14 protein-coding genes are annotated in these 20,688 nt (G+C 35.5%); 5 read left to right on the top strand and 9 right to left on the bottom strand.

The window, feature by feature from the left end:
- Positions 1-5: 5 nt before the first annotated feature.
- The 7 genes from ACZ11_RS05155 to ACZ11_RS05125 form a co-directional block, all read right to left on the bottom strand.
- On the bottom strand, positions 6-3,920 hold the full coding sequence (locus ACZ11_RS05155) for an SDR family NAD(P)-dependent oxidoreductase (RefSeq protein ID WP_049664270.1): 3,915 nt from the start codon (positions 3,918-3,920) through the stop codon (positions 6-8).
- Positions 3,917-6,523 carry a non-ribosomal peptide synthetase gene (locus ACZ11_RS05150; protein WP_049664268.1) on the bottom strand — a complete coding sequence of 869 codons (2,607 nt, stop codon included), beginning with the start codon at positions 6,521-6,523 and terminating at the stop codon, positions 3,917-3,919. Before ACZ11_RS05150 ends, ACZ11_RS05155 begins: the two co-directional genes overlap by 4 nt.
- Before the next feature lie 10 nt (positions 6,524-6,533).
- Positions 6,534-7,262 (bottom strand): thioesterase II family protein, encoded by a 729-nt coding sequence (locus ACZ11_RS05145; RefSeq protein ID WP_049664267.1) that lies wholly within the window; start codon positions 7,260-7,262, stop codon positions 6,534-6,536.
- Between the two features lie 40 nt (positions 7,263-7,302).
- Positions 7,303-9,384 (bottom strand): cyclic peptide export ABC transporter, encoded by a 2,082-nt coding sequence (locus ACZ11_RS05140; RefSeq protein WP_049664265.1) that lies wholly within the window; start codon positions 9,382-9,384, stop codon positions 7,303-7,305.
- Positions 9,385-9,438: 54 nt separating this feature from the next.
- Positions 9,439-10,566: an acyl-CoA dehydrogenase family protein gene (locus ACZ11_RS05135; RefSeq protein WP_049664264.1), complete on the bottom strand. Its 1,128-nt coding sequence runs from the start codon at positions 10,564-10,566 to the stop codon at positions 9,439-9,441.
- Positions 10,567-11,991: 1,425 nt separating this feature from the next.
- Positions 11,992-12,366, bottom strand: coding sequence for a TnsA endonuclease N-terminal domain-containing protein (locus tag ACZ11_RS05130; RefSeq protein WP_082172676.1), 375 nt, complete (start codon positions 12,364-12,366; stop codon positions 11,992-11,994).
- 102 nt (positions 12,367-12,468) lie between these two features.
- On the bottom strand, positions 12,469-13,356 hold the full coding sequence (locus ACZ11_RS05125) for an AraC family transcriptional regulator (protein ID WP_049664263.1): 888 nt from the start codon (positions 13,354-13,356) through the stop codon (positions 12,469-12,471).
- Between the two features lie 110 nt (positions 13,357-13,466).
- Here ACZ11_RS05125 and ACZ11_RS05120 point away from each other — a divergent pair, with 110 nt between their 5' ends.
- Together ACZ11_RS05120 and ACZ11_RS05115 are read left to right on the top strand one after the other, a co-directional pair.
- Positions 13,467-14,408, top strand: coding sequence for a DMT family transporter (locus ACZ11_RS05120; protein WP_049664261.1), 942 nt, complete (start codon positions 13,467-13,469; stop codon positions 14,406-14,408).
- A 138-nt stretch (positions 14,409-14,546) separates the two neighbouring features.
- Entirely contained in the window at positions 14,547-15,593 is a 1,047-nt protein-coding gene (locus ACZ11_RS05115; protein WP_049664260.1) for a Cj0069 family protein, read from the top strand.
- Positions 15,594-15,641: 48 nt separating this feature from the next.
- Here the strand turns inward: ACZ11_RS05115 and ACZ11_RS05110 are convergent, their stop codons facing one another.
- Entirely contained in the window at positions 15,642-16,274 is a 633-nt protein-coding gene (locus ACZ11_RS05110) for a LysE family transporter (RefSeq protein WP_049664258.1), read from the bottom strand.
- Between the two features lie 225 nt (positions 16,275-16,499).
- Positions 16,500-17,240 (bottom strand): tetratricopeptide repeat protein, encoded by a 741-nt coding sequence (locus ACZ11_RS05105; RefSeq protein WP_236690782.1) that lies wholly within the window; start codon positions 17,238-17,240, stop codon positions 16,500-16,502.
- Between the two features lie 598 nt (positions 17,241-17,838).
- On the opposite strand from ACZ11_RS05105, the gene ACZ11_RS05095 reads away from it, so the two are divergent.
- From ACZ11_RS05095 to nspC, 3 genes are all read left to right on the top strand, one after another.
- Positions 17,839-18,045, top strand: a complete 207-nt coding sequence (locus tag ACZ11_RS05095; RefSeq protein WP_049664255.1) for a hypothetical protein — start codon at positions 17,839-17,841, stop codon at positions 18,043-18,045.
- Positions 18,046-18,321: 276 nt separating this feature from the next.
- Positions 18,322-19,551, top strand: coding sequence for a saccharopine dehydrogenase family protein (locus tag ACZ11_RS05090; protein WP_049664254.1), 1,230 nt, complete (start codon positions 18,322-18,324; stop codon positions 19,549-19,551).
- Positions 19,548-20,687, top strand: a complete 1,140-nt coding sequence (gene nspC / locus ACZ11_RS05085; RefSeq protein ID WP_049664253.1) for a carboxynorspermidine decarboxylase — start codon at positions 19,548-19,550, stop codon at positions 20,685-20,687. The genes ACZ11_RS05090 and nspC overlap by 4 nt, the downstream gene beginning before the upstream one ends.
- Position 20,688 lies beyond the last annotated feature (1 nt).

Raw genomic sequence — 20,688 nt, 5'->3', positions numbered from 1 at the left:
TAGCACTACAGTTTTTCAAGGCTTTTCAGCATTTCATCCAAAGATAAATCTCCTTCATCCAATGCATCTAGGATATTGCTTACTGCTTCTTCCATATTCACATTTTCCTTAGGTATCCTCACTGTCTCCACAATCTCAGTTTCCTTTCCAGCAATATACTCTGCTAAACGAGATATACTAGAGTATTCAAATAAATCCGCTATTATTAGTTTCCCAGGATAAATTTCCTCAAGTCGTGAATACATTCGCTTTAATAGAATCGAATCAGCACCTAATTCAAAAAAACTATCATATATATCAATTTCTTCGAACCCAAGTACTTCCTTACAAAGATTAGCAAGCGTTACCTCGATATCGGAATAATTAAAATTTTCTTCTCCTAACAACTTAACTGTATTTCTGATACTTTCCTGTGTTCTTATGTTTTTCTGTTTTTTGTTAAGAGTTCGTCGCTGTACCCACTGCTTAATTGCAGGAGATACTTCGAATAAACTGCTTTCAATCGCTTGCATTAAATCCCATTGATCGTTCATCTTCCCAATTAATACATTTTTAATATCTCTAGACATTACCTCATCCAAACACCGCATCGCTTGTTTACTAGTCATCGTATTAAACATAGTATCAATTACGAATCCTTGGTTGAACGCCATGCCAGTTTCCCTCCAGGTTGTCCAATTGATGGATAACGTTGGCTTACCATTTTTATTCCTATACTGGGAATAAGCATCAAGAAATGCATTGGCAGCAACATAATCTGATTGTCCATGAGCAGGAAACAGGGTTGATATAGATGAGAACAGAATGAAAAAGTCAGGCTTATCTTGTTCGGTTAGCTCATCCAGTATTCTAGTACCATGAATTTTCGGTCTTATTACATGTAAAAACTGGTCTATATCTCTTTGAAGAATCTCACCTGGGTTACCCACGCCAGCACAATGGAAGACACCATTTATTCGACCAAACTTCTCTCTTAATTGACTTACTGCTATGGACATTTCTTCTTTATTACTGACATCAACACTTATGCATTGAACTATTGCGCCCGAACTTTCTATTTGTTGAATATGTGTTATCTTTTCTATTGTTTTACGATCCTGGTTTTCTTCAATGATGCGGTCCCATTGTCTTCTATCCGGCATTGGTGTTCTGTTCAGCAAAGCAATATTTATTGGAAGTTTACTACTTAAAAAATTGGCTACCTCCAGACCAATACCTCCGGTTCCACCTGTTATCATATATACCCCTTGCTGATGAAATGGTATCTCCCTATGCGGTTGCTCTTCTAAGCTAACCTCTTTAAACACTTCCACATACCGTTCCCCTCTTCGATAGGCAACCTGGTATGATGACACGTCTGATTCTAACTCGTTTATCATGTCTTCTAGCTTAGTAAACTTGTCCACATCAATACATCGACTTCTGAGATTCGGATGCTCTTTTCTTAACACTTTTCCAAACCCAATTAAGCTCGCATGAAGAGGGTTGATAACTTCTTCTGTCCCATCTACCTCATTTGCATTTTCTGTTATAATAACCAGATCAATTACTTGTTCAAATCCGCCATTTACTAGTGCTCTAGTTAAATATAGTAAGCTCTCCACACTTTTGTGTATCGAATCATCTATTGCGTGAATCGATATGGTATTCTCAAATTTCTGACTCCAGGAAGCAGCATGGATAATCTTTGTTATTGGACTCTTATTTCTCAAATGCTCAAATAGTTTTGTATACTCTTCCTCTGAACCTGTAATCGTAAAACTGTTACCATCAAAATTTGAATTAGAGTCTCCATAACTAACTTCAACAACGTTTCTCCCCATTTTCTTATAATTGGAGATGATTTCATTCATAGAAGTTTCTGAGTGATTTATGACAATTATAGTCCCGTCATCTTCATCGTTTTTAGCCTCTAACTTTCGTCGCTTGTCCCAACTAATCTTATAGTAGGTTTTCGTATCATCCTTCGAAACGGAACTCCAATCAGGAATATCTAGCCAACATCTTTTTTTATCAAAAGTATAGCCCGGTAAATTCACTTTAAAATAAGTTCCATCCCTATAAAATAAATTCCAATTTATCTTAGCTCCAACAATGTAAGAACGACATACTTGATCTACAATATTTGAATGACTTAAATTATCAAGATGTCTTTCCATGAATTCATTGATTTCAGTATCCATTCTTCGTTTTGTAGATTCGGTTATTGTCCCTAATCTAGAGACAGCATTTTCTTCGGATACAAGATGATGTTCACCATAATAAATACCCTTATGTCCTGAATTAACTTGTCCATTTATTCCAGATTGTAATAATAGTCTTAATTTCTTTAATAATTCAAACGTACTATCAGCAACAATGGCTAGCCTACATTTAAAATGATTTCTTCCCGTATTTAATGTATAGCAGACATCTGAAAAGTTAATATTGCTGTTACTTAACAAGTGTTGGTATAAGTTATCTACCATCCTCAGAATTAACTCTGGCTTTTTTGCGGATAATGTGAGTATTTGTAATCCATCTTTTTCATAAGTAGTTTCTACTTTAGGTGCTTCCTCTAAAACCACATGACAATTAGTACCACTGATTCCAAATGAACTTATTCCACATCGTCTTGGATAATCTTTCTGTTCCCAGTCTCTTAATTTAGTATTGATATACAATGGTGAATCGTTGAAGGTAATGCTTTTGTTAGGAACGTTGAAGTGTAGTGAAGGCGGAATCTTCTTATTTTTCAGTGCAAGCACAGCTTTAACCAGTCCGGCTATACCCGCTCCTTCGTATAAATGTCCAATATTACTTTTAATAGAGCTAATCGCACAAAATTGTTTTTTATCTGTGTACATACCAAATGCATTTTTTAAACCATCTATTTCAATAGCATCTCCGAGTTTCGTTCCAGACCCGTGAACTTCAATATAATCTAGTGTCTCAGGATTAATACCTGCTTCATTCCATCCCGCTGTTAACAATTCCTTGTGTGCAATAGGATTTGGGGCCGTAATGCCCATGGATTGGCCATCTTGATTTGTTGTGCTTCCCTTAATTACCGCATAGATGTTATCATTGTCTCGCATCGCTTTATGTAAGGGTTTCAATAGAACCGCGGCAATCCCTTCTCCTAAACCCGAACCATCAGAATACTCATCGAAGCTCCGAGTAAAACTATCCGAAGATTCGATTCCTATTTTAAAATACTCTTTATCGATTGGTAATAATCCGAGTCTAGCTCCACCAGCTAATGCCATATCGCAATCTCCATTCCTTAGAGCTTTACAAGCAATATCGACAGAAACGAGTGAGGAAGAACATGCTGTATCAATTAACATACTAGGACCTTTTAAGTTTAGTAAATATGAAATTCTAGCTGGTACCATGGAAGATAGATTTCCAGCAACACAAATCGGAAGTGAATGAGGATCAAGATCATGTATCATTTCTTTGTACTTGTATCCTTCCAAGTCACTGATAAAACCTAAATACACCCCTGTTTTACTTCCCTCTATTTTTTCACCAGCATAACCAGCATTCTCTATTGCTGCCCACGAGACTTCTAAAAAGATCCTTTGAACAGGATTCATTAAACTAGCATCTTTTGGAGTTATACGAAAGAAATCATAGTCAAATTTATCAATGTCTTCTAGGTAGGCACTCATCAAAAAATTAGCATCTTCAGATTTTCCGTTATATTTCAAATAATTCTTTGCATCTAGTTCCCGTTGCTCAGGCAAATCTCTAATGCAATTAATCCCATTCGCTATATTATTCCAATATTCGTCGAGTGTATCAGCCATAGGAAATTTTACCGCCATACCAATAATAGCAATGTCATTATTATTAACTTCTTTGATATAGGTCTCATTATTATTAAAACTGTCGTTTAGAGACAATGAATCTAGTTCTATTGAAAAGTTATTCAAGCTCTACTCCCCTCCTTAGAGTTAGAGGTAGCATTTGAATCTACAAACAACTCCCGTTTATTAGAAAGGTTATTTATTAATCGCATGAACTGATTAAAAAGCTCCTTAACTTTATGCTTTTTCAATCTTCCTTCATTAAATATGCAAAGCAAGTCTATATAATCTTTGCCTTCAAACACTTCTAAGACTAGATCAAACACAAAAAGTGTTTGATAATACTGAAATCCATTATGTTTTTTAGATAACATTGGTATGATTTCATTCGAATTTTTTCTATTTACTACATACTCCAATTGCTCAAGTGAAAAAGTGGATATATTTTCATCTTGATTGTTTTGACTCACTTTTAAGAACAAAGTATGTAAATCATTTATCTGATCAAAATTAGCATTTAACTGTACTACGGTACTTTGATTATGTACAAGCGTTTGTATTGTAACTTTTGCTTCATTCGAAACTTGATTAAACAAATACATGTACATTGCTGAGAAGATATCAATCGTATTAATCCCAGTTACCCTAGCAATAGATAGTAAGTTCATCGTTATATTAGGATCTAACCGGCTTTCAAACATCCCTTCTTTTTTACCAATGTTACCTGTATTAAAATAATCAGCCGGAAGCGTAATCATATCTAGATGAATAGCATTTTTTCTGTCAATTAGCCTTGCAATATCAGATACAGTTTTACATGAATACATATCCGAGGCGGTAACTTTACCAGGATACAATTGATCAAGTCTTTCGTGAATTTGAACAAGTTGAATTGACCCGCCACCGTATTCTACTAAATTACTACTAACACCAATTGTTCGATTTTCAAATATATCTCTACAAATCTTTAAGATACTTTTCTCCGTTTCTGTAACTTTTGATTGTTCCAACTCAATATTCACCATCATCGCTGCTCGGAAGTTGTCCATTTCTGTTAAGACTGAGTTGAATTCGCCTTCATGATATTGTTCAACAAGCTTGAACCTTTGGGGTTTACCGCTCGTCGTTTTTGGAATCCTTTTTAATGGGATAACCCTGTTTATCTTTATCCCCATTTCTTGCTGTACTTTCCTTTCAATCACGGTAGCTAATTCAACAAATTTTTGTGACACAGCACTATTAGCTATATATAAATGTACTTCTTCTGTTTCTGTTTCATAGTTGTAATAACCACAAATTGCTACATTCTCTAGGGAGATATTGGCTATATTTACAACAACTCTTTCTATATCGTTTGGATAATAATTTTGTCCATTTAATTTAATAACTTCTTTTGCCCTACCAACCATGAACAATCTTCCATCTTCATTAAAAAAGCCTAAATCTTGAGTATTTAACCACTGATTTTCTATAAATACCTTACGTTTCGCTTCTGGGTTGTTATAATATCCATTGGTCAAGTTTTTTCCTTTTATATGTATAAATCCTAAATATTTAGCTCCAAGTACCTCATTTTTTTCATTGCATATTCTAATTTCACAATCATTAACTGCTTTTCCTAACTCTACGATTGTTAAATCATTCCCATTATTACTTTGATCCAAATACTCTACTTTTTGTCCAATATTCAACGTTTGTCGATTTACTACAACTCCCGCTAAGCCGTCTCCTAGTTTAGGAAAAGTAACCGCTAAACTTGCTTCAGCCAAGCCATAGCAATTTGTAATTACTCGTCTATTCAATCCATAACGCTCCATCGTCGTTAGAAACTCATCTATTAAACTATAAGAAATCGGCTCAGCTCCGTTTACGATTACTTTAATACAGGATAAGTCCCATTCTTCACAAATCTTCGGTTTCATGCGACGTAAGAAATAGCTAAATCCAAAGTTAGGGGAACAAGTTATCGTAACTCTATATTCATTGATCTTTTTTAACCAAAGCATTGGATTTCTGATAAATAGTTCTGTAGGCATATTATATTGATTATTATTAGTCACCACATAAAGAAGATGACATCCAATCATCCCCATATCATGAGTAAGGGGCATCCAACTTAAACCAGAATCAACAGCATGAATCTCAACTGCAGAATTAATGGCATTAATGTTGGTAATAAGATTTTGATGAGTTAGTTCAACACCTTTTGGATCATTCGTTGAACCAGATGAAAACTGTATGAAAGCTATATCTTCCGGTTTTGCTTCATGTAAAATCCCTTTATTAGAGTAAGTGAAATTTTCAACCAACAATAGCTTTTCTTCCATTTCTTCTATTATCTGTTCGTATGATTCGTCTTCTTTCATTTTTTTAAGTGTTTCAAAACGTTGCTTTTCAGTAATGAGGTATGCACGATCAAGGGATTCCCAAATTTTTAATAATTTAAGCTTATGATCACTAGTAGTACCCACTGTAACCGGTACAGGAATAATTCCTCCTAACAAACATGCCCAAAACACTTTTAGGAACATCTCATTATCGCCAATCTGAAACAACAGTAAATCTCCTCGTTTGACCCCATCGGATTGTAAATCGTGAAGAATTTGCAGTGCATTTTCTCGAAGCTCCTGATATGAAATAAATGTTTCTTTTGTTGAACTTCTGATGAATGTAATTCCAATATTTTCATTATTTCTTTCCATCATTGCCTGGACCAGTGTTGTATGCATAATCCACCTCCTAGTTAAATAAACTTTGGGTTTGTCCAATTAATCGATCATTAATAATTGTAGTCACCTGTTCTACATTTTCGTTTTGAAAAAAATGTCCTCCCGGCAGTCTGTAAATTTTACATCCAAACTGGCTATGTTCTTTCCACTGAAGTAAATCGGATATAGATATTTCTTTATCCTCTTTTCCACCCATCACTGAAATAGCGCATGGCAATTTTTCTTCTCTATCCACGTAGTCGAATGTACCCATCACTTTGAAATCAGAGTATATTATAGGTAAAAAGGCATTCATCATTTCATCATTTTCATATATTTCTTTCGGAGTACCCCCTAATTTAAAAATCGTTTCCTTAAGGTTCTCCATTGAAAGCCCATTCATATCCAATTCATCTTTCGTAAGATGAGGCGCTCTACGTGCTGAGAAAAAAACATGCATTGGAGGATGACGTTCTTCAGACATGATTTTGTAAGTTAACTCATATGCAAGCCAACTTCCCATACTGTGACCAAATAACGCATAAGGCGACCGCTCATCTATCTGATCCTTCACAATACTATAAACATCTTCTACCATTTCATTAAAATCTTGATAATGATTATCTGTATATCGCTTTCCCCTTCCAGCTAATTCAATCGGAACCAATTGAATACGGGAATTCAAGCTCTTTCTCCAATTGTTGTATACCATCGCAGAAGCACCAGCATAGGGAAAACAAACCAATTTTATAGTTTCCATCCATTACCTCCGATCATAGTCTTGAAAGCCTATTTCATTTTCAATTCCTTTGCCCCACTTCCATCTGCCTTGTTTCATCTACTAATTTTCCTATTTCCATCTTAATAACCTTATCTGCAATATGAAAATAACGATCGTCATGGGTTATCGCTATTACGCCCTTACCTTGTTGCTTCATCTCAGGAATTAGGGTTTCGTAAAAATATTTTCTAAATTCGGGATCCTGATCAGAAGCCCATTCATCAAATAAATAAATTGGCCGATCATCTATACAGCTAATAAGCAAAGCAAGTCTCTTCCTTTGTCCTGTAGAGAGCTTTGTAGTACTAAACTCACCATTATTAATTTTTAATTTTTCATCAATACCCAAATTGACCATCAGCGTTTCAATTCTATCTTTCTCTTTCGTAAAATCAATGCCATAAATACGATTAAACAGATAATAATCACTAAATACAGTTGAAAAATATTGCCCTATTTGTTCTGGCTGCGTATTCTCACCATTTAATTGAATTACTCCATGATCAGGAGCATATAAACCTGTAATCAACTTTCCTAATGTTGATTTACCACTTCCGTTTCCACCTGTAACAAACACAATTTCGCCAGTATTAAATGTGTAATTAATTGGTCCTACAGTGAATTGCTCATTTTCTTTGTTTTTATATGTATATGAGATGTCTTTAAATGTGAGTGAAATTTCTTTCTTCGGTTGTAATTTAGAGGTAGTTTCTATGTGAGATTGTTCTAATGATGTAACTTGTTTTGACACTTCTTGAACTCTTTGCCAACTAACCTTTACACGATTGATACCAGGAATCATATTTAATACATTGTCAATTGGTCCTTTCAAAAATAGAAAGATTAATACATAATCCGTTAAGGTCACATTACTTATCGATTTATACACAATAGGAAGTAAAAAAATTAGACCTCCTAATATAATAAAAGCCATTAACTCTCCAACAAAATATACATTTGTCCCTACCAACTCAGCATCCGTACGTTTTTTCCGATAATTATCACAGCTCTGAATCATTTCTGCTCTGAATTCTTCTTTTCTTCCTTTATGAAGATATAATTCTTTGTAGCCACTAACTAAATCGTTAATAAATTTAAAGAAGGTATTCTGAATATCTCGAGTTTTACTATACAAACGATGTGCAGATTGATTAACCAGAATTAACATAATTCCAGCTATAACTACAAAAAATACGGATGTTAACAAAGCATATATATTAGATATACCGAGGTAAATAAAACTAATTAAGATTGTTACTGTACTAGTAACTCCTATAACAATCAACCCAATGGAGTTACTGATTACTTCTGTATCGTTATTAAGACTTGTAAAGATCTTCTCTTTCCCTACTTTTTCGAATTTATAATAGGGAGATTTTAATAATTTATTCATCAATTCAAGTCTTTTATTGAACACCAAATTATTGGTCATAATGGTCAATTGCTTTCGAACTCGCTTTTGAGAAAAAACGTAGAGGACCAAGCCCAACACAAAATATATGCCTAATGTAAATTTCAGCTCATTTTGATTCTTAAGCGCCATATTTACAACAAACATGACAAATGCATAAGAGCCACCACTCAACAAACTCAGAATGATAATAGAAAAATAGGATTTATCATTTACCTTCTCTGAGAATGCTTCCAACACGATGAGTCCAGAAAATAAAACAACGAGAGCTAAAATAAGATAGGCGGACCATAATGCACTAGCAGGTAATTGCGTGTAAAATTCACTCCAAGTAAGTCCAGCAAGAAATGTTTCAGGAACACGATAAAAGGAATAACCAACAAATGTTAAGAGCACTACCAAACCAAGCAACCTTGTGACGTAGTAAACAGCGCCCGCTTTTATAAAATTTCTTTGTTTCCTTATCAACTCTATCACTAACTTCACAAGAAAGTAGAAAGTGAATGCAGTTAGTAGACCAACAATGATACTAATGATAATTAATAAAATCCCGTATTGACTGATATCGAAATTCACACTATTTGCTGTGGAATTCATCTCAGTATTAGCAAAAGCATGTTGAACCGTTCCAAATAATAAAACAAATAAAGTGAGGATACTGCTAACGATTATTTTCTTTAAGCTTACCAAACCGATACCACCTTTACCGCAAACTAGTTTTTTATCCTAAAATAACCAAGGTATCTAAACAGTTCTAATTGTATCAGCTGAGATTAATAACTCATGTATTTGAGTTGTACCTTCGATAATTTCATTGATTTTTGCATCTCGATAATACCGCTCCACTGGATATTGATTCGAGCAACCATTAGCTCCATGGATTTGTACAGCATCACTTGCAATTTTTATAACTGCTCTTGATGCAAAATACTTAGCAGACCAGGTCTCCATAATACTATCAGGATCGCCTATTTCTTTTAAGTGGCCAGCATTATAACATAAGAGTCTAGCTGCCTTTAGATTAACGGTCATTTCTGTAATCATTTTTTTAATCAACTGATTTTTATGCAATGGAGCTCCAAACTGTATACGCTCCCTTGAATAGTTTACGGAATTCTCCAAACATGCTTGTCCAAGGCCTACACAACCTAAAGCAATCGTATATCGTCCATAATCAAGACAAGTTAGCGCAATATGGGACAGTCCTGTACCTACCTTACCAATAATATTTTCTTTAGGTATACGAACATCCTCAAAGGTTATCTCAGCGATCATTGAAGCTCTTGCACCAAGTAATCCTGACATAGGTTTCACACTTACTCCTAGACTATCCCGTTCTACAAGAAATGCCGATGGCTTCCCATCAACCTGAGCAAAGACAAGAAAGAGATCAGCAATTTGTCCAAGCGTAATCCATTTTTTCTTCCCACTTATTACAAAAGAATCCCACTCTTCCACCGCTTTCGTTTCAATATTTTTTGCATCGCTGCCCACATTAGGTTCCGTTAATGCAAATGCTCCAATCAATTCGCCAATTGCAAGTTTGGGCAACCAAGTCTCCTTTTGGGCAATAGTCCCCCATTTTAAGATGGCTAGCGAAACCATGCCATGTACAGTTAACATACTTCTTGTTGATGAACAGCCCCGACCTATTTCTTCATTTAGAATCGCCAAACTAATTTGGTCCATTCCAAGTCCATTGTATTCATTTGGAATAACGCATCCTAAATAACCTTGCTCCTTCATTTCACTAATTATTTTCGGATGAAGTTTTTCCTCTCGATCATGATATTCCGCAAGAGGAATAATTTCTTCATCAACAAACTTTCTTATTTTTTCCTGTTCGATAATATAGTTATCTGATAATATCAAGCCGAAACACCTCCATCAAATTCAAATTGAATAACATTAAAAGTCTGATACTAATAACTTAGAGATTCATTGATTAACTTTGAACATTCACTATAGACGCATTGTTCAGACCGTTGTTGTCCTAACGGCTAACAACTTTTCCAATGAACGCAAGGAATTCTATGTAATCCAAAAGATCTAGGATTAAATTAAGTAAATTATACATTATTTTCCTATATAGTGTAAAGTAGGAATAGTTTAATATTTATGAATTTTGGAGAAATTAGGAATCATTTCCCATGAAATACCATTATCTATTACTTGAACATAAAAAACCATTTCAATAGAAATACTAAGCTAGATGTAATGGAAGAGAGGTGATTTAATGAGAGTATTGACATACAAATTAGTAGAACAATTACTAAATACTTCAACTATGAAAAAAGAGGACTTCGGTAATAACATTTTTTAAACTTGGTGGAGACCAACAAAACATGTAAAGGATCTTTTCAAAAACATGTAAAGGATCTTTTCAAAACTTAATGTAAAAGCAAGTGAATTGATCCACCTAATAATTTTCCAAATCAAATGGATAGCCAATTTGATTTTGTGCAATAATTAAATGCTTACGAAGATAATATTTCGTAAGCATTCTTAATATAAGTGGCATGAATAGATGTATCGTTTAGTCATTAAACTTTTTTAAACTATCTATTTCACAATTAACCTTTAATTTTTCCTGTTAAAAGCGGAGGGCTTGCATCTTAGTAAAGAGAACGTGCAGTAGACTTAACTCCCACTTTTTTGTTGCTGGGTAGAGCTGTAATTGCAAGCTTCGCTACCTCGTATTTCTTTCCAATAACTTAAATCCGTTCCAATATATTAAGGTAAGTAAAAACTTAAAATCTTTTGTACAAAAGGTATTGCTAGATTCGGATTTTTTAAAAAAATGATTGAATACTTAAAAGTGGATCATAGGTACATGTCGTGAATGGGTCAGGGGGAGAGGGATAGTTCTTCCTCTCCCCTATCCCCGCTTTCACTAAAATAAATCATTTTTGTTTAAAATGGCTGAATCTCTTGAAGTACTTTGAAATATTATTCCTGGATAATCTTACTTTGGATACAAAGAGTCTGAAGAAATCGTATTCGAATGTGCTAAAGAAATCTCTACTAAAAGAGGCTTAAGCACTGATGAATGGTTAGGTATCATTATCATAAAGCGTATGAATTAGCTTTAAATGGTAACTTGAATTAAAATATCCCTAAGTTTGTGTTACTTAGGGATTGTAGCATTACTATAAAACTTGATTATAAGAATAAATTGTAAAACCAGACTCTAGTCTGAAATTCCACAACTCAGGAGCAGGAAAGGCTTTAGGATTATTAAGCTCTAAAATGTACATAATGACATTGCCTGAATCGATCCAAAGAATTCTATATGTTTCACTCTTCCATGAGCAAGGTTAAGCTTTCCTCAGCATTAATAAAATATGCATCACGTAAAAACTTTAAATTATTTAGAAAGGCTGTAGGCAACTCTTTTTCTGTCACAATTGCCCATTCAATTCCTTGTTGTTCCCAATACGCCCTCTCTATTTCGAATTTTTCGATAATTCTTTCGTCATTTAGGTCTTTTTCAAGTTTAAGTGTACGAGCTTTATAAACGATTGAAGTGCCTTCTCGCATGGTTAAGAAACAATCGGTAGTCATCACAATGGGAGTATTTGTTTTCTTGTCAATAGGATGATTAATACCTAAATCCTCAGCTATTTTTAAGGTTAGCTCTCGTTCTAGGGGGAACTGCTCACGAATATCAATTACATTTTCTGCCCAATCGCAAAAGCAATGATAATTAAACTCTAAATCCGATCATGTTTCGTGTAAGTATTCTCTTCTGCTTCTTTCCACCTTTATGTTCTACTACTCTTTATCAAAAAATTGTTTACGATAAACATGTGGGGAGTATCCTGTATATTTCTTAAACTTTTCAATATAGTAACTTACTGTACTAAAGCCTGTTGTTGTAGCAATTGTAGTGATAGATTGCTCACTATCACGTAATAGCTCCATACTTTTGCGAAGACGATAGTGTAGTAAATATGTGAATGGTGTCATGCCGACCATTTTTTTGAAAAACCGACTACATTCTGCACGGCTTAGAAAAACATGTGCAGCTAAATTTTCTAAAGAAATCTTCTCTTGATAATGAGCATGTAAATAATCAAGCATCTCCTTAGCTCGATCATGCTGGACAATAATTGCCGGATCCAGTATTTCTTCTGTTAGCATTGATTGTGACAAAATAGTTTCCCAAATGACTAATAGTTCTCTCCATACCTTTAACTCATAAAAAACGGCTTGCTCTTGCAGTAATTTCGCCAAGAATTCAATTTTTTGCGCCAATTGGTCAGAAAGCTTTACATAAGGCAGTCTATTGCTCGTTATATACGGCAGCACATATTTAGTGGCAAAAATACTGTCCTTGTGTCCGCCTAATATCACTGGGTTCACGTTAATACAGAAAATTGTAGCCCGCTCTATTTGAAAAGGCTTTGCTTCATGTAAACCTGATGCATTTACAAATAACCCCTCTCCCTCCTCAAGTATAAAGACATCTGCTCCTACTCTGTATTCCACACGACCGCTTTTCACATAGACAAATTGAATTTCCTTGTGCCAATGTAACGGTAAAAAATCCATACTATCTAATCGCAAAACTGTCTCATATAAGGCAACTGGAAATTCCTTCTTCCCATGCAACGTTAGTTCTTGTAAATCCTTCGCAATTTTAATATGAGTTAACACCATTACTTAGATCACCTCAATATATTGATATTTTCAATCTTATAAATCGATATTTTTTGCGCTTAGTATTCCTTATAATAGCTTTATATTGATAGTTTAGGAGATGTTTTAAGATGAATCAATCTGCACAGAAAAATCGTACTCTTGGTTTTATTCTAGTCATTCTTGGGGCAAGTTTTTGGGGTATTGGTGGTACCGTCGCACAAAAGCTATTTCAGCAGGAAAATATAGAGGTTGGCTGGCTCGTTTCCAGTCGCCTTCTTTTAGCTGGCCTATTACTGATAACTGCCTATAAAATTACACATCGTAAAGAGTCTATTTTTGTGATGTGGCGAACAAAGTACAATGCTTTTAGACAAATATTATTTAGTTTACTTGGGATGCTAGCGGTTCAATATACTTATATGATGTCGATTTCTATAGGTAACTCTGCTGTAGCAACATTATTGCAATACTTAGCACCACTCTTTATTATGGCCTATTATTTAATAACAAAGCACAGTCAATTGACAAGGCAGGATGGGATAGCTGTGACTCTAACACTTATTGGTACTTTTTTATTACTAACAAATGGTTCGTTGTCTACACTTTCTGTGCCGTCGATGGCAGTTTTTTGGGGGATTTTATCTGGTCTTTCGGCTGCTTTTTATACGTTATATGCCGTCTCACTTTTACAACAATTTCATTCACTGTTAGTTGTAGGCTGGTCAATGCTTATTGGTGGGATTGTGATGAGTCTTTTCCATCAACCATGGCAAATTGATATGTCAAACTGGGCATTTTCGACAATCGCTTACTTTCTATTTATCGTGGTTTTTGGGACAATGCTAGCATTTTGGTTTTATATTTCAAGTTTGCATTATTTAGCGCCAAAAGAAACTAGTTTACTTGGTAGCTTAGAGCCTCTAACTGCTGTTGTTACAAGTGTTTTCTGGCTTAAAATTGCCTTTGGTGGTTTTCAGTTTATTGGGACAATGCTAATTCTCTGCATGATTTTATACCTCACAGTTTTTCAGAAAAAGAATAGAGAGGAAGACTTAACCAATTTAGGATAATTTCAAAACTATTAGTTATAAATTCCTAACTATAATATATAAACTATGAATTTCCACATAAAATTTACATATTATTTATATCCTTTTTCCTTAGCTGTCTATTATACTGAAAATATCATCATTCAAGGGGGTATTTTTATGGATAAAAAGGTTATTTTTTTCGAGGTTCGTGGCGGTACAGATAAGGGCCCTGATGGCTATCGACAAGATACAATGCCAATGGTGAATGCGCTAAAACAACGTGGACAGGATGCAGAAGTCATTTTCTTTGATGTTACAAAAAAAGAGGAAATTTTTAATTACGTCAAAGAACAAGCTATTGCCTATGTTTCACGTATTAATCCAGGAAACTTACAGCATGAAAAAGAGTACTTTGATATGTTGCGTGAACTATGTAAAGAGGGTGTCATCGGTATGCCACACCCTGATGCAATGATTGGTTATGGTTCTAAAGATGCATTATCAAAGCTGTCCTCAACGAATTTAGTGCCGGATGATACATTTGCTTATTATACAATTGAAGCATTTAAAGCTCAGTTCCCTACTTCTCTTGCTATTACTGAACGCGTCCTAAAGCAAAATCGTGGATCGACTGGCGAAGGTATATGGCGAGTTAAATTGGTTGAACCTCTTGCTGAGGGAATTACAACAGTGCCACTTGATGCGGAGATCAAATGTACAGAAGCAAAGGATAATCATGTGGAATATTGGAAACTTAGCGACTTCATGACGTTCTGTGAGCAATATATTACAGGTCCAAATGGCATGCTAATTGATATGCGCTTCCTTCCTCGTATTACTGAAGGCGAAATCCGCTTATTAATGTTACGAGATAAACCCGTTCACGTAGTACATAAAAAACCGGCAGATTCTGAGGACGCATTTAGTGCAACACTGTTCTCAGGCGCGCATTATCGCTATGATGCACCAGAGGATTGGGAAGAGCTTGTCCATAACTTTTTAACACAGCTACCTCTTGTAACTAGTTTACTGGGTAATTATGCATTACCACTTATATGGACTGCCGATTTCATGCTTGATACAAACGAAGCTGGCGAAGATTGCTATATTTTAGGAGAAATGAATTGTTCATGTGTAGGCTTCACTTCTGAACTTTCTTTAGCACATCAAGTAGCAAAAGAAATTTTAGCTTGTATCCATGAAAATGCCGAGATTTCAGCATAAAATGATACAGGATAAATGAAAAAGTGCGATCTCTTAGGATCGCACTTTTCATATATAAATCTTAATAGCTTGTATAAATTCATAGATAAAATATCCGGCAAAGCAAATAAGTAATACACCCGCTAACATTGTAAGCGACTTAATGACCTTACGACTCATCGCTTTACGGGTAACTGAAACAATGGTCATCAAGCCAATATCATGCAACAATATGCCACTCAGAACCCCTGCAGCGATCACTAAAAAGTTTGCTGACTCTCCCTGGCCATATGATTTAGCTAGTACAACGCCAAAAACATTTACCCAGAATACTAGATTTCCAGGTGAAACTGCAACTAGTAAGCCGTTACGATAAGAAGTAAAAAATGATTTTGTCACTTTCTCTCCTGCAAGCGTAATATCATGATCAGCATTTTTTATAGAATCCAGCCCTAGAAGGAATAAAAAGCCAGCCCCTATAATCCACATAGGAATTTGAATGATAGGCATTGCTAAGATGGACGCTAGTCCCATATACAATGCAAAAACCAATACAATATCAATTGTCATACCACCAAGCCCAACAGCCCAACCATGCATAAAGCCATTTTTTAGTCCTTGCTTTGTCATTTCTACAGTGATGGCCCCAACAGGCATGGCAATCGCAAGACCTACCAATACATACGCTACATATAAACTCAAATAAACACTTCTTTCATGCAATAAGATAAGTTTCATACGTCCGTTTATAATTGCATTATAGCATAAAAATACATATACGGTTATTTTTACTAATAAATATTCATTTTTTATATGCTAGTACTTTATTTATTTGTATGAAATTATTGGGATACCTATTCTTATTGCTATTCAAGTTTTTATATTCTTATCTTAGCTTTATAGTTGTGGACTGCTTTCTTTTTCCTCTTAGAGCATTTGTTTTTTCCATTGTGATAGTACGTCGTTGGATTTCGCGATGTCCACTTTTAATGCAACCTGTTTAGCAGAGCAACGTTTCTTAGCCTTTTCCCACGCGTCTTCTAGAGCAGGTAAATAGCTTAAATTTTTTGTAGCTGCGACAAGCTGTAAAAAAATATTCCCCTGAATGTAGTACCAGCGCGGGTTCATGTTATCTAACTGAATAGCTTCTTCAATAAGACGTAATGCTAAATACGGACTGCCTTCACTTCGACTCAAAAACTGTGCAAAGGCTCCCCAGTAAAGGCCTTTATTTGGCTGTAGTTTTATCGCTTCCGCATATTGCACAAGTGCTTTATCATGCTCCTTTGCAAGAGCAAAAAATTCAGCCATTGTATAATATGCATTCGCTTGTGCCTCGACCGATCCTGCTAATAATTCATCTACTACTTTACCGAATTGCTGATCATCCTCACTTCCTATGTATGCAGCTAGTACATCGCGCTCTGGATAGGATCCATCTGTCCGTTCAACACTTTGCTTCACTTTTTCATCTGTAGGAACTGGCATATTTGCGTAACCGTTCGCTTCTAGCAACGCGACGTGCTGTTGTATTGTTAGAAATGATTCATGATCTGTAAACGTACTATTAGCTAACAGTGCTTTCGCTAATTGATAGCTTTCTTTCACATGACCATTTAAAAATAATTCATTTATCTGCTGGACTTGCTCATCAAACTGTTTGATCACTATAAAAATCCTCACCTTCACTATAAGAAAAGTCTTATAGGTATTTTACCATCTTTAAATCTAAAACAAACTAAATAGCAATAATTTTTCTACAATTCTTTTAATTCAAGACTGATTCACCAGACCACACGAAAAAGAAAAGTCTGTTCATTGTACATTTCATCCTCCAGTCGTTAGGACTAACTTAATAGCAAGGCACTATTTTAGAATCACTTTAAAGAACGGTAATTTAAATGATACATCATTATTAGGATGACATTTGGTAGAACATATACTATGTAAATAAGTTGATTGGAGTGGAGACTGGGCGACTCCTTGGGGATTAGCGATAGAGGAACGAAGGCTAAAACCATCACATCCTGTGATAACGCCTTCGTGACCAACATCGTGTTGGCCCGAGACCCTGGAGCGAGCAGCGCTTTCCTAGCGGCTCATCGGACGCCCCTAGGAAAGCGCCCAGTCGGAACGGAAATCAACCCCTACGTTATAACGATAATCCAAAATGAAAAAACATTGGATAATGTTCTGAATTATGAGATAATTGAAGTGTATTTTCATTTATTGAAGGCATGTAAACTATATAGGAGGGCGGCTTGCTATGAATAGACGTTTTCATTTTGTAACGCTTATTATTGGAAATTTGTTAACATTAGGAGCTATTTTCATTTATGCTATGCAAAGTCAAGTGGATGTGGCCCTCAGCACTTACGCCCTCGTAATGGGGTTCTTAAGTGCATTACTACTAATCTTTTTTTATTTATGGGGGGACGAAAAACAACAAATATCGAATCATTTTTCTAAATAACTTGCATGATTTAAAACTACAGTTTTTAAGTCACCTGAATTTTTTTAAACGCTTGTTGAACAAAAAAGAAATTCCCCCCTTCTCTACATCCGTAGTAAAGGGAATTTTTTTTCATGAAAAGCTTCTTTTTTCGTGGTATTACCCACTGAATACGGCTAATTGTTGCTGAAAAATAAAAAATTTGTAGAAAATTTAAAAAGAATGATTGAGTAGTAATTCAATTTTCTGTATAATCAGCTTGTTTGACAATACTTATATGAATTTGGGGGTAGACAATTGGGTAAAGCATTGATTATAGGAGCTGGCGGAGTAGCCAGTGTTGTGGTACACAAGTGTGTTCAAAATTCGGACGTATTTGAGGAGATTTGTATCGCAAGTAGAACTGTTTCAAAATGTGACGCTCTAAAAGAAAAACTAGATGGCGGAAAAACAAAGATTCATACCGCACAGGTAGACGCAGACAATACGGAAGAGGTTATTGAGCTGATTAAAGCCTTTGGACCGGAAGTTGTTATTAATGTAGCACTACCTTATCAAGACTTAACGATTATGGATGCTTGCTTAGCGACGGGTGTACACTATGTGGATACTGCAAACTACGAGCCACCTGAAACGGCAAAATTTGAATATAAATGGCAATGGGCTTATAAAGAGAAGTTCGAAAAAGCTGGCTTAACTGCTTTACTTGGTAGCGGTTTTGACCCAGGTGTAACGGGCGTTTTCACAGCTCATGCACAAAAACATGAATTTGATGAAATCCACTACATTGATATCGTGGATGCAAATGCTGGTGATCACGGTTACCACTTCGCAACAAACTTCAACCCGGAAATCAACATTCGTGAAATTACTGCGAATGGTCGTTACTGGAAAGAAGGCGAGTGGGTTGAAACTGCACCACTTGAGAAAAAAGAGATTTATAACTTACCAGAAATCGGACCAAAAGATATTTACCTTTTATACCATGAAGAACTAGAATCACTTGCTAAAAACATTAAAGGCTTAAAGCAAATCCGTTTCTGGATGACATTCTCTGAAAAATACTTAACTCATTTAAAAGTATTAGAGAATGTTGGTATGACTTCTATCGAGCCTATCGAATTCGAAGGACAAATGATTCAACCAATTCACTTCCTTAAAGCTGTACTGCCTGATCCAGCTTCACTTGGACCACGTACAAAAGGAAAAACTAACATCGGTTGTATTATTCGCGGTCTAAAAGATGGTAAGGAAAAAACTTATTACGTGTACAATGTTTGTGACCACGAGGAATGCTATAACGAAGTTGGTTCACAGGCAATTTCATACACAACTGGTGTACCAGCAATGATTGGTGCAATGCTTGTGATGAATGGTGAATGGCGTAAACCTGGCGTTTGGAATGTTGAAGACTTCAATCCCGATCCATTCATGGATGCACTAAATAAATGGGGTCTACCATGGCAAGAAAGCCATAATCCAGAATTACTTGACCTTGAGTTAGATGCAAAGGAATTAAGTCGATGAAGCCAATTGATTTCTCAAAAGTTCCATCCCCTTCTTACGTTGTGGATGAACGATTATTAACAAAAAATCTAGAACTTTTAAAATCGATTCAAGATCGCACAGGCTGCCGTATTTTACTGGCCTTAAAAGGGTTTTCCATGCATTCAACATTCCCATTAGTGGGTGAATATTTAGCAGGGATTACGTCAAGCTCATTATTTGAAGCTCAACTCGGCTATGAAAAAATGGGCAAAGAAGTTCATGTCTATGCACCTGCTTACGTGGAACATGAAATGGACGAGCTTCTTGGCTATGTTGATCATATTGTGTTTAATTCATTTAACCAATGGAATCAATATAAGGACAAAGTAAAATCTGTTGGTAAAACAATTGAATGTGGTATTCGTATCAATCCAGAGTACTCTGAAATTGAAACAGCACTTTACGACCCTTGCTACACGAATTCTCGTCTTGGCACAACATTAGCCAACTTCGACAAGTCACAGCTTGACGGTATTGATGGCTTACACTTCCATGCAATGTGTGAGCAAAACTCCGATACATTAGAGCGTATTATACAAGTTGTCGAAGAAAAATTTGGTGAGGTCTTACATCAAATGAAATGGCTAAACTTTGGTGGAGGTCACCATATTACTCGTAAGGATTATGATGTAGAAAAGCTTGTGAATATCATTAATTATATTCAAGACAAGTATAACCTTCTTGTATATTTAGAGCCAGGTGAAGCTGTTGCACTTAATACAGGTTATTTAGTAGCAACTGTTCTTGATGTACAGAAAAACGGTATGGACCTAGCAATTTTAGATACATCGGCAACTTGCCATATGCCAGACGTTCTAGAAATGCCATACCGCCCAATGATTATCGGTTCTGGTCAACCGAATGAGCTTGCTTACACATATCGCCTAGGCGGGCTTACATGTCTTGCTGGTGATGTAATTGGTGATTATTCATTCGAACAGCCTTTACAACCAGGCAATCGTCTTGTATTTACAGATATGGCGCATTACTCAATGGTGAAAAATCATATGTTTAATGGCGTAAATCTTCCATCAATCGTTTCTTATAACGATGAAGAAGGCATTAAAGTCATTCGTGAATTTAAATTCGAAGACTATAGCGGCCGACTTTCATAAG

Origin of the sequence: Lysinibacillus xylanilyticus, from assembly GCF_001183605.1 — a bacterium.
Classification (GTDB): Bacteria; Bacillota; Bacilli; order Bacillales_A; family Planococcaceae; genus Lysinibacillus; species Lysinibacillus xylanilyticus.
Note: the sequence above shows the minus strand (reverse complement) of the source record. Positions and strands in the feature narration are given on the sequence as shown.